The 11,571-nt window shown below is 37.1% G+C and carries 11 protein-coding genes and 2 tRNA genes; 5 read left to right on the top strand and 8 right to left on the bottom strand.

All coding sequences use genetic code 11. From position 1 onward, the window contains the following. Positions 1-98 precede the first annotated feature (98 nt). Complete coding sequence (locus C8N46_RS16470) at positions 99-596, top strand: metallophosphoesterase family protein (RefSeq protein ID WP_108116068.1); 498 nt, start codon at positions 99-101, stop codon at positions 594-596. Here the strand turns inward: C8N46_RS16470 and C8N46_RS16465 are convergent. Then, the gene (locus C8N46_RS16465; RefSeq protein WP_108116066.1) at positions 593-958 is read right to left on the bottom strand and encodes a winged helix-turn-helix transcriptional regulator; all 366 of its coding nucleotides are present in this window, start codon (positions 956-958) and stop codon (positions 593-595) included. The genes C8N46_RS16470 and C8N46_RS16465 overlap by 4 nt on opposite strands. 100 nt (positions 959-1,058) lie before the next feature. Here C8N46_RS16465 and C8N46_RS16460 point away from each other — a divergent pair, with 100 nt between their 5' ends. Then, a complete protein-coding gene (locus C8N46_RS16460) occupies positions 1,059-1,658 on the top strand; it encodes an NAD(P)H-dependent oxidoreductase (protein WP_170110095.1) in 600 nt (199 codons plus the stop codon). A 151-nt stretch (positions 1,659-1,809) separates the two neighbouring features. Here the strand turns inward: C8N46_RS16460 and C8N46_RS16455 are convergent, their stop codons facing one another. Beyond that, a complete protein-coding gene (locus C8N46_RS16455) occupies positions 1,810-2,664 on the bottom strand; it encodes a lysyl endopeptidase (protein ID WP_108116064.1) in 855 nt (284 codons plus the stop codon). A gap of 214 nt (positions 2,665-2,878) precedes the next feature. Next, positions 2,879-3,292 (bottom strand): DUF4293 domain-containing protein, encoded by a 414-nt coding sequence (locus tag C8N46_RS16450; RefSeq protein ID WP_108116062.1) that lies wholly within the window; start codon positions 3,290-3,292, stop codon positions 2,879-2,881. A gap of 179 nt (positions 3,293-3,471) precedes the next feature. Here C8N46_RS16450 and rho point away from each other — a divergent pair, with 179 nt between their 5' ends. Next, positions 3,472-5,151: a transcription termination factor Rho gene (gene rho, locus C8N46_RS16445; protein ID WP_108116060.1), complete on the top strand. Its 1,680-nt coding sequence runs from the start codon at positions 3,472-3,474 to the stop codon at positions 5,149-5,151. A 151-nt stretch (positions 5,152-5,302) separates the two neighbouring features. On the opposite strand, the gene rpsT is transcribed toward rho, so the two are convergent. From rpsT to proS, 4 genes are all read right to left on the bottom strand, one after another. After that, positions 5,303-5,554, bottom strand: coding sequence for a 30S ribosomal protein S20 (rpsT, locus tag C8N46_RS16440; protein ID WP_108116058.1), 252 nt, complete (start codon positions 5,552-5,554; stop codon positions 5,303-5,305). 38 nt (positions 5,555-5,592) lie between these two features. Then, positions 5,593-5,664, bottom strand: a tRNA-Glu gene (locus C8N46_RS16435). Between the two features lie 72 nt (positions 5,665-5,736). Continuing rightward, positions 5,737-5,808, bottom strand: a tRNA-Glu gene (locus C8N46_RS16430). A 78-nt stretch (positions 5,809-5,886) separates the two neighbouring features. Continuing rightward, positions 5,887-7,365 (bottom strand): proline--tRNA ligase, encoded by a 1,479-nt coding sequence (proS, locus tag C8N46_RS16425; protein WP_108116056.1) that lies wholly within the window; start codon positions 7,363-7,365, stop codon positions 5,887-5,889. A gap of 101 nt (positions 7,366-7,466) precedes the next feature. Here proS and C8N46_RS20175 point away from each other — a divergent pair, with 101 nt between their 5' ends. Both C8N46_RS20175 and C8N46_RS16405 read left to right on the top strand, forming a co-directional pair. Continuing rightward, complete coding sequence (locus C8N46_RS20175) at positions 7,467-8,465, top strand: hypothetical protein (RefSeq protein WP_146169857.1); 999 nt, start codon at positions 7,467-7,469, stop codon at positions 8,463-8,465. A gap of 50 nt (positions 8,466-8,515) precedes the next feature. Next, entirely contained in the window at positions 8,516-10,036 is a 1,521-nt protein-coding gene (locus C8N46_RS16405; protein WP_108116049.1) for an OmpP1/FadL family transporter, read from the top strand. A 332-nt stretch (positions 10,037-10,368) separates the two neighbouring features. Here the strand turns inward: C8N46_RS16405 and C8N46_RS16400 are convergent. Beyond that, the coding region (locus tag C8N46_RS16400; protein WP_146169856.1) for a T9SS type B sorting domain-containing protein at positions 10,369-11,571 on the bottom strand (1,203 nt) is incomplete at its 5' end.

Genomic DNA, 11,571 nt, shown 5'->3' with positions numbered 1-11,571 from the left:
TTTTACTCGATAATCGAGATTTAATGATGTAACGTTTGTTTTGACATTTTAAACGTAGAATCCGCATACGTAGCTGAGTTTTTTTACCAATATATTTTATGAAGAAAATTTTACTGTTATCAGATACCCATAGTCATATTGACGACCACATTTTAAAGCATGTTCAACATGCAGATGAAGTATGGCACGCAGGCGATATTGGCGATTTGTCTGTGACAGATACCATTAAAGAATTAAAACCGTTGCGCGGCGTGTATGGCAATATTGACAATGATAAAGCGCGCATGGAATTTCCTGAACACAATCGTTTTATGTGTGAAGATGTTGATGTGTGGATTACGCATATTGGCGGTTATCCGAACAAGTATAACGTACGCGTGCGCGAGGAAATTCGTCAAAATCCGCCACAGCTTTTTATTTGCGGACATTCCCATATTTTGAAAGTGATGTTTGATAAGAAGCTGAATTTACTTCACATGAATCCTGGCGCGTGCGGAAAACACGGTTTTCATAAAGTTCGTACCATGCTGCGTTTTGTGATTGACAAGGATAAAATTAAAGATTTAGAAATTATTGAACTTGCCAATCGTTATTAACTTTTACTTTCTGATTCTTTTTGAGCCACATCATGTCCCCAATCGGCAATAGATTGAATGAGTGGAATCAACGTTTTTCCAAAATCTGTTAGTGAATATTCTACTTTTAACGGCGGTTTTGTGGTGTACACTTTTCGTTTAATGAGTTTGTCTTCTTCCAATGCTTTCAGTTGTAAACTTAATGTTCGCTCTGTTACTGTTGGCATCAATTTTCGCAATTCGTTGTAGCGCAATGTATCATTCATCAAGTAATAGAGAATGACGGTTTTCCACTTTCCGCCAATAATTCCCATTGTTAAACTGGCACAACACGGATATTCTTTTCCGTTGAAGCTGTATGTTTTTGGTGCTGCTATTCTCATAATTTTCAACTATCATTTTTGACCGTTATTGCAAAGATATAAAACTATCTTTATTTTTGTTACTATAAAAATTATAGTTTAATCAAAAAAAGTATACAGAATGAGTTTTTTAACCGCAATGGAAGAACGTTATACTACTAAAAAATACAACGCTTCCAAGAAAATAGATTCCCAATATATAGAAGAATTGAAAGAGATTTTGCGTTTGAGTCCGTCATCTATTAACAGTCAACCGTGGAGATTTACGTTTGTGTCTGACCAAGAAACGAAAGAGAAACTTTCAAAAGTATCATGGTTGAATACCGAAAAAGTAACCGATTGCGATACGGTTGTGGTGTTTAGCCGAATTGATTCTCCTGAATTGTTTGAAAAGCAAATTAAAGCAGAACTTCCAAAAGGCGCAGTGGATTATTATAAAGAATTTATCAAGCCAAAACCAGCTGCTGAAATTAAAGCATGGTTTGACAAGCAAGTGTATTTAGCTATCGGAATTTTGTTAAGCGCTTGCGCGGAAATGGGCATCGATTCTACACCGATGGAAGGTATTGAACCTGATAATTACGATAAAATTCTCGGTATTGAAAATTACAAAACACTTGCAGCCGTTGCAATTGGTTATCGCGATGAAGAAGATAAAAATCAGCCAAGTAAAAATCCAAAATCAAGAAGAGATTTGGAAAAGGTTGTGAAGACAGTTTAAGCTGAAAAAGCTATTTGGAACATATAAATTTCGTCAAACCAAACTTGATTTGGTTTCCCATAACAGTGAGAAATTACTATTGCAAGATTCTGAATCAAGTTCAGAATGACGTTTCAAAGTTTTCCAAATAGCTTTTTATTTTTTTATAAAACTAGCTCAATCCACTAAGAATTGCGTCAGCGTAAGCTTGCGGATCGTTTCCACATTTTTCAATATCGTCGTACAGCCAGATAAATCCGCCCCTAATTTTATCTTTTTTCCATTTTGCGAATTGACTGTTAATTTGCTTTGGATTCATCCCTTGCATACAATCGTCTCCATGATTGCTCCACAACCCTGGATCTACAAAGCCAGCAGCATCAAATCCTTTCCCCATAGCAGCTTGCAACGGTGTAATCCAAAATTGCTTAACATTGCCAATATTATACGAGCCACCTGCATAACATTGCAAGTTGAAACCTGTGACCAATCCTGGATTTGTTTTTTCTAAAGCGACTAAACAATTAATCCAAAACTGCGGACTTGAATATGGACAGAAGGTAATTTGCTCAAATCCAATCGTTGCCAACATACGACTAAATCTGGTAATGGTATTGATATTGTAATTTCCTTCATCATCATAATCAATACCATCAATTGCTGGAATTACATGACGTAAGGTTTCAAAGTTTTTGTATAAAATACTGGAAGGTCCGTCGCCTTGTGTATTGAGTAAATTCATAATATGATAAAAATCATTCGTTTCCCAACCACCAATGGAAAATAAAATTCTATTCACACTTCCACCTTCTTTGATGTTTGCGAGTTGTTCTCCCCAAGAAGCATCGCCTACATATTGTCCGTTTGATATGATTAATGTATCATTATATGCTAAATCTCCATTTGGACGCACGTGTAATGCCCAACAAACCACAGTAGTAAATCCTGATTCTTTAATGGTTGGTAATGCCGAATTATCGCCTGGATAAAAAGGACCGCCACCATAAATTGATGCTGTAAGTTCCATAATTACAATTTTATAAGGTTGATTAATACTGTAAACTTACAATCACACATGCAGATTTTTCAACGTATTATTGTCGATTTTTAGATACGCGTATTTTCACTTGGTAGCTTTTGAGATTCCTAAGAAAAATTTACACCACTACAATTTCAATAAAAAAACTCCAAAGCTTTGATACTTTGGAGTTTTACGCACTAAGATTACTAAGATGTTAGGTTTATCGCAATCGATCTACAGATTTTACAAGGTCTTCATCCTTTTTAATTGCTCGGTTTGCGAGCACTAATAAAACGATAGAAATAAGAGGAAGAACAACCCCAATACCTTTCTCAGAGATTGTATCAATCTCTCCAGATAAATTTAGCATTCGATATACAAATATCCCTAATAAAATAAGGTGAAATAAGATGTTGAAACGATTCAACACAAATTGTAATTTTCTGTTTTTGTATAAAAAGATAGTGATAAATGCCAATACAGCCGAACCCATAAACAAACCTAAGTACACTACATCGTCTTTTGCATAGATTTCTGTTCCGTCTTCAAAAGCATATAAATTGAATACAAATGATAAACCGCCAGCAACAGCCGCGACTAATAACATGTATAAAGTTTGTATTCTTTGAATCATATCTTAAAATTGGATGACAAAAATAATAGTTCTTTTCATAAAATACTATTTTGTTTATTAAAATAAATTTGTATTATTGCATAGATATTTCATGACCTGTTATTACTAATAGGTTTATTCACTTCTTACGAGTTACATCACTCATTTTTTCAAAAAAACAATCCATTACAAGCCAATACATGTTAGAAATTTCAGAATTAAAAAGTAAAAAACTCCCTGAATTACAAGAGATAGCCAAGGCTTTAGCCGTTCCAAAGTATAGAACTTTAAAGAAATTAGATTTAATTTACAAGATTTTAGATTTGCAAGCTAGCAATCCTGAATCTGTTGCTCCTATTACAAATACTGAGCAAAAAACAGAAGAATCTGCGTCCAAACGAAAGCGTATTAAACGTGAACCGAATCAACGAAAGGAGAACCAATCGACAACTTCTCCACAAAAAAAGACGACTTCTTCAGATACTTCTAATACACAACAGCAGGCTTCTAAACAACATAAATCGAACAATCGCAATACAGATAAGAATCAAAAAAACACAGCTCCTCAAGCGAAAAATGACGATTCTAAAAAATCTGGAAACGATGCTGCCGACAACAATAATAACAAGCAGCAACACAATAAACAGAATAACAAGAAAGAGCATTCACAGCAAAATAATAAACACAACAATAAGAAAGAGCATTCTAACAAAAATAACGGAAACAAAGACCAGCGCAATCGCTACCGCGAACCTGATTTTGAGTTTGACGGTATTATTGAAAGCGAAGGTGTGTTAGATATTATGCAAGATGGTTACGGATTTTTAAGATCATCTGACTATAATTATTTATCATCTCCAGACGATATTTATGTATCGCAATCGCAAATTCGTTTGTTTGGATTGAAAACTGGAGATACCGTTTTAGGAATTGTGCGTCCGCCGAAAGAAGGTGAAAAGTATTTCCCATTAATCAAAGTAAGCAAGATTAACGGATTGGACCCACAAGTAGTGCGTGATCGAGTGGCATTTGAGCATTTGACACCATTATTCCCAAATGAAAAATTCAATATCGCAGAACGTCAAAGCACGATTTCTACGCGTATTATGGATTTGTTTTCTCCTATCGGGAAAGGACAAAGAGGAATGATAGTGTCGCAACCAAAAACTGGTAAAACGATGCTTTTAAAAGATGTTGCGAATGCTATTGCGGCAAATCACCCAGAAGTATATCAAATTATTTTATTGATTGATGAACGCCCTGAAGAGGTTACCGACATGCAACGTAATGTAAAAGGAGAGGTAATTGCTTCTACCTTTGATAAAGAAGCTTCTGACCACGTAAAAGTAGCAAACATCGTTTTGGAAAAAGCCAAGCGTTTGGTAGAATGCGGACACGATGTGGTTGTTTTATTAGATTCAATTACGAGATTAGCAAGAGCATATAACACGGTACAACCTGCTTCTGGTAAAATATTAAGTGGTGGTGTGGATGCGAATGCGCTTCACAAACCAAAACGTTTCTTTGGAGCTGCCCGAAATATTGAAGGTGGTGGTTCGTTGTCAATCATCGCGACTGCATTGACAGAAACTGGCTCTAAAATGGATGAGGTAATTTTTGAAGAATTTAAAGGAACAGGAAACATGGAATTGCAGTTGGATCGTAAAATTTCCAACAGACGAATTTTCCCTGCGATTGACCTTACATCTTCAAGTACACGTAGAGACGATTTATTGTTAGATGACAGCACCATACAGCGTATGTGGGTAATGCGTAAATATTTAGCAGATATGAACCCTGTAGAAGCAATGGAATTTATCAATCAACGTATCAAACAAACTAGAAACAACGAAGAATTTTTACTATCCATGAACGGATAATAAGAAGAATATATCCTTTATAAATCCAAAAAGCTGCTCAATACGATTGAGCAGCTTTTTTTGTACTCACTTATTCTATTTCAGAAAAGTGTAGACATAAAAAAAACTCCAATTAGATTGGAGTTTCTATATTTTAAGTAATCACTACCTATTAAAGTGCGCTTACGTGCTTTGTCAATTTTGATTTTAAGTTAGCTGCTTTATTATCGTGGATAATATTGCGTTTTGCTAATTTATCAATCATAGAAGTTACATTAGATAATAAAGCTTCAGCTTCTTTCTTGTCTGTAATTGATTTTAATTTCTTAATCGCATTACGAGTCGTTTTGTGCTGATATCTATTTCTTAGACGCTTTGCCTCGTTACTTCTAATTCTTTTTAATGCTGACTTATGGTTTGCCATCTTTTCTCCTAATTATCTTTATAAACCTTAGTGTTTCGTAGCCCGTAGGGGATTCGAACCCCTGTTACCAGGATGAAAACCTGGCGTCCTAACCCCTAGACGAACGGGCCATCATTTTTCAATGAGGGTGCAAATTTAATTGATAATTTTAAACTTGCAAATAAACTTTCAGAAAAAATTAGTAGCCCGTAGGGGATTCGAACCCCTGTTACCAGGATGAAAACCTGGCGTCCTAACCCCTAGACGAACGGGCCATTATTTCTGTTAGCGGATGCAAAAATACAACTATTTTTATATGCTCCAACTATTTTTAAAAATTTTTTTTACTTTTTTTAATATGCCTTCGCAAATAAGACTCTTTTAGTTGATTTCTGACCCGAATATACACATTTTCCTTCTTCTTCCAAAGCATCTAATGGAATACATCTGATAGTTGCTTTGGTGAGTTCCTTTATTTTATTTTCGGTTTCAGCAGTACCATCCCAATGTGCAGCAACAAATCCGCCTTTGTTTTCAATGACATCTTTGAATTCTTCAAATGTGTCTACTACAGTTGTATGTTCGTCTCTAAAACTTTTTGCGTTTGCAAATAAATCCTCTTGAATTGTTTCTAAAAGATGTAAAACAGTATCCACAACCGCTTCTTGTGCTACAGATTGTTTTTCAAATGTATCTCTACGGGCAATTTCTACTGTTCCGTTCTCCAAATCGCGTGCTCCCATCGCAATACGCAACGGAACTCCTTTTAATTCCCATTCGGCAAATTTTGCGCCTGGACGCAAGGTATCGCGCTTATCAAACTTGATAGAAACACCTTTATTTTTCAACTCAGTCGAAATTTCTGCTACTTTTTCAGCAATGGCGTCAAATTGCTCCTCATTTTTATAAATAGGAACAAAAACCACCTGAATTGGCGCTAATTTTGGAGGTAATACCAATCCTGCATCATCGCTATGCGTCATGATGAGTCCACCCATCAATCGCGTAGAAACACCCCAAGAAGTTGCCCATACCAATTCTTGCTTTCCTTCTTTCGTCACATATTTTACATCAAAAGCTTCTGCAAAATTTTGACCTAAAAAGTGTGATGTTCCAGCTTGCAAAGCTTTTCCGTCTTGCATTAAGGCTTCAATAGTGTATGTATCTAAAGCGCCTGCAAAACGTTCACTTTCAGTCTTAGCGCCTTTTACTACAGGCATTGCCATAAAATCTTCAGCAAATTCTGCATAGACTCTTTGCATTTGTAAAGATTCTGCAATTGCTTCTTCTTTCGTTGCGTGTGCTGTATGTCCTTCTTGCCATAAAAATTCAGCCGTTCTTAAAAACAAACGCGTACGCATTTCCCAACGAACCACATTTGCCCATTGATTGATTAAGATTGGCAAATCTCTATAGGATTGAATCCAATTTTTATAGGTATTCCAGATGATGGCTTCACTTGTTGGACGCACCACCAACTCTTCTTCCAATTTTGCTTCAGGATCAACACGTAGTTTTCCTTTTTTATCTGGATCCGCTTGCAAGCGATAGTGTGTTACTACAGCGCACTCTTTTGCAAAGCCTTCAGCATTTTTTTCTTCAGCTTCAAAGAGACTTTTTGGTACAAATAATGGAAAATAGGCATTTTCATGTCCCGTTTCTTTAAACATTTTATCCAATTGAGCTTGCATTTTTTCCCAAATAGCATATCCGTAAGGTTTGATAACCATACAACCTCTAACTGCCGAATTTTCAGCCAAATCAGCCTTTACGACCAACTCATTATACCATTTTGAATAATCATCAGATCTCTTTGTTAATTTCTTGCTCATCCTTAGTAGTTTGGCACAAATATTGTGACTATGTTAAATAAAAAATAGTTTCGACAAAACTAACTATTTTTGTATTGTTCAACAATTAATTTTTAGGAGATATGCAAGTAATATACTATTTCAAAAATAATATTAAAGCCATGCATTTAATGGCTATCACTTTTTTGACACTAACATCATGTGGCACATACCAACAAGCTACGTACGATGATGGAATATATGGCACTGAAGAACCGAGAAGAGAAACTGTAGAAGTTGTTCAAGATGTCAATCCCTCAAGCAATGCATATCAAAACTATTTCGAACAAAAATCATTCGAAGCAGAAGACCGTTATGGTGACATTTTCACGGATGTTGAATCCTACACTAGTAACAATACAGAACCTCAAACTGAAACGAATGTTGACGCAATCGGCTACAGTGAAAGCTACTCTCCTTGGGGCGAAACAGCAGATGACATCACCATTAATGTATATGGTGGTCCTCAAATCGGTTGGGGCAACTGGGGATGGGGCTGGAATAATTGGGGCTGGGGTTGGAACAACTGGGGCTGGAACCGTTGGGGTTGGGGTCTTGGCTGGAATAACTGGGGATGGGGCTGGAATGCTTGGTGTCCTATAGGCTGGAACAATTGGGGCTGGAATGGCTGGGGTCCAGGTTGGAATAACTGGGGATGGGGCTGGAATGCTTGGCGCTCTCCTTACAGAAATTATGCTTATAATGTTGGACGAAGAGGCTATGCTAGCAGAGCTTTGGCAAGTAGACGAGCTAATTATTATTCAAGAACTACCAATAGAAATGGAAATCGTTACTCGACCAATCGTTCTTCACGAAGAGTAAATGCAAACACAAGAAATTCACGAAATACAAGAGCTACTAGAAACTCAAATACACGCTCAACAAGAGCTACACAATCTACACGTTCCACAAGATCAACTAGAGCTACAAGGTCAACACGTTCCACACGTAGTAATAATAGACCTAGTATCAATACGCGGTCAAGAAGTTCATCTGGAGGCTCAATGCGATCGTCTGGTGGTGGCGGAATGAGATCAAGTGGTGGTTCACGTGGTGGCGGAAGACGAGGAGGAAGACGCTAAATTCTTGAAATATAAAACATCCCTAAAAATAATACTATACTAAATACATTATGAAAAAAGTATTCATACTATTCATGGTCATGCTCTCTATGTCCATAAGTTACGCCCAAAATATAAACGATGTTGTTCGTTATTCTACTGAAAATTTGAATGGAACTGCACGTTTTAGAGCCATGAGTGGAGCGTTCGGTGCTCTTGGAGGAGATTTCTCTGCATTTTCAATCAATCCTGCAGGTTCAGCAATTTTTAGTACCAGCGAAGTCACGCTTTCACTTAGTAATTATAATAATGATAATGATGTCTCTTATTTCGGTACAGCAGCCAATAGAAACGAATCTGAGTTTGATTTAAATCAAGCAGGAATTGTATTTGTTTTTAACAATATGGGGGATAGTGATTGGAAAAAAATTTCATTTGGAATCAATGTTCAGAATAATGACAACTATTACAATAATTATTTTGCAACAGGAACAAATCCAACTCGAGGAATTGCCGACTATTTTTTATTTTATGCTAACGGACAAGCCTTAGGAAATATTGCGCAATTCCCTGATGAAACTGATACAGACACCTATTTATTTTTAGGAGAAAACTTTGGTTTTGATGCTCAGCAAGGTTTTTTAGGATATGAAGGTTTTGTGATTAATCCTGATGTGGACGATGATGCGAACACATCGTACTTTTCAAATGCAGATTATTCTAATGGAGCCATTCATGATTATATCGTACAGACTTCTGGATTCAACAGAAAATACACCTTCAATTTAGCTTCTCAGTACAAAGACAACTTACATTTAGGATTAAACGTGAATTCGCATGATGTTGACTATCGTGAACGAAGAGTTTTGGTTGAAACACCTGTAAATGCTGCGTCAGGATTGCAATATGCTGAATTTTCTAATGAGTTATACACCTATGGAGTTGGAATTTCTTTTCAAGTAGGAGCTATTTTAAAATTAGACAATGTTCGTTTGGGAGGTTCGTATCAATCGCCAACTTGGTATAGTCTGAATGACGAATTAATTCAAGGATTAAGTACCGATTTTCGTAATCCGAATGATCCAAATGAAATTCTGCGAAGAGATATTTTTCCAAATGTAGTCAATGCTTATAGAGAACACAGAATTGTGATTCCAGGAAGCTTAACAGGAAGTTTTGCGTATATTTTCGGAAAGAAAGGTTTGATTAGTTTTGATTACTCTTTAAAAGATTATTCAAATGCCAAATTGCGTCCAACTGATGATTTTGCTATCACGAACAACAATATAGAAACTCAACTACAAGCAGCTTCTTCGTATCGAATTGGAGGCGAATACAGAATTGACCGTTTAAGCTTGCGTGGCGGTTATCGCTTTGAAGAAAGTCCATACCAAAATGGTGCAACTATCGGTGACTTAGAAGGCTATTCTCTTGGTATCGGATACAATTTTGGAAGCATGTCATTTGATTTGGCTTATGATAGAAGCGAGCAAGCTAACAATCCACAACTTTTCCAAGCTGGTTTGGTAGACCGTGCTAATATCAATAACGTAAATTCAAACGTAACATTCTCGTTAACGTTCAAATTATAACATCACACAAATAACACATTTTGAGACCTCATTGTAATGATGAGGTCTTTTTATTTTTAGACTATTTTCTTTAGTTTTCTACCCTTTTGAAGGATAAAAAACGTATTCCTCCACTTCCCTTCTACTCTCTTCTTTTGTTTTAAGTAATAACAATTATCTGATACGATTTCAGCTTAAATTTTAGAAATTTTAATCTACAGAGCATCATTAAAGCCTACTATTCTCACTAATTTATCTAATACTTTTGATTAATTTCGTCAAAACTAAAACAAAAAAACCGAAGATTAATTCTTCGGTTTTTGGTGTATGGTGTATATTTTTTTTGGTGTAAATTATCTCTTCAACGTAAAATGATTGATAAATTCTTTCGGTGTTCCATCGAATGGGTCTACGTATTCTACTCTAAACCAGTAATCCTGTGATGGCATTGGCGAACCGTTGTAAGTTCCATCCCAACCTGGTCCTGCTGGACTGATTTGTTTGAGTAGTTTTCCATATCGGTCAAAGATGTAAATCTTCGCGCCTGGCTGATTGCGTAGTCCGATGATGTTCCACGTTGGATGATACTCATCGCCGTTTGGTGTAAAGAATTTCATGTAATCTATCAGTTCAAAGCCTCTGATAAGCTCTCCACAGCCGTTGGTATCTCTCACGGTGATGGTATGCTCGCCTGGTGCTAGGTCTAAAAACTCTCCTGTTTCTTGCCAATCTCCATCATCCAATTGGTATTCATACACGCCAGAACCGCCTGAGGCTGTCGCTATCACATTGTGACTGCTTGCAAAAGCTGGTGTAGTGATTTGTATGTCTAATACCGATGGTGCAGAAGACGCCTGATACGTCACACTATCGCTATAAATACAACTGGTGGTAAAGTTGTTGTCTGTAATGGTCAGCGTGTAAGTTCCTGCGGTAGTTACTGCTACCGTTGGCGAGTTTGCTGTACCATTTGGTGTGGTCCAGCTATAGCTGTAGCCTGCACCTAAGTCTACGCCAATCATCGGTCCGTCAGTAGTGGTTCCTGTATCGGCATCTACACACAAAATATCGTCTGCTGGTAGGGTAAATACTGGTAGTGCGTTCACTTGTAATGTTACTAGTACTGGGTCGGATAAACAGCCTGTAATGGTTTGTCGAACGCGTGCATAAAGCGTCTGTGGATTGGACGTGTTTACATACGTTGTCGCATTGGCAATGGCATTGATATCACTATCTGCATCCATGGCGGTTTCATAGTAGGATACTGCCATGTTTAACTGTCCTGCGATGATTTCTGCATCTAAACTAGTAAGGTCAAACACCGCTGTGTTTGGGTCTGATGCGTCCGTGGCACACAGTTCATAGGTTGCTGGCGCAGTTGCCGTTGGTATTGGTTCTACACTGAGCTCTAAACTTGCAATGTTGTTGGTGTTGACACAGCCTGTAGCGGTGTTCTCCACACGGATAAAGACCGTTTGTGGGTCGGTCATGTTTTCAAAACCGTTTACTAACGCTCCTGTGCCTGCTAAAGCTTCTGCTACCGTTGGATGATAGGT

It is taken from the genome of Kordia periserrulae, assembly GCF_003054265.1.
Classification (GTDB): Bacteria; Bacteroidota; Bacteroidia; order Flavobacteriales; family Flavobacteriaceae; genus Kordia; species Kordia periserrulae.
This window is presented reverse-complemented; position numbering and strand designations above follow the sequence as displayed.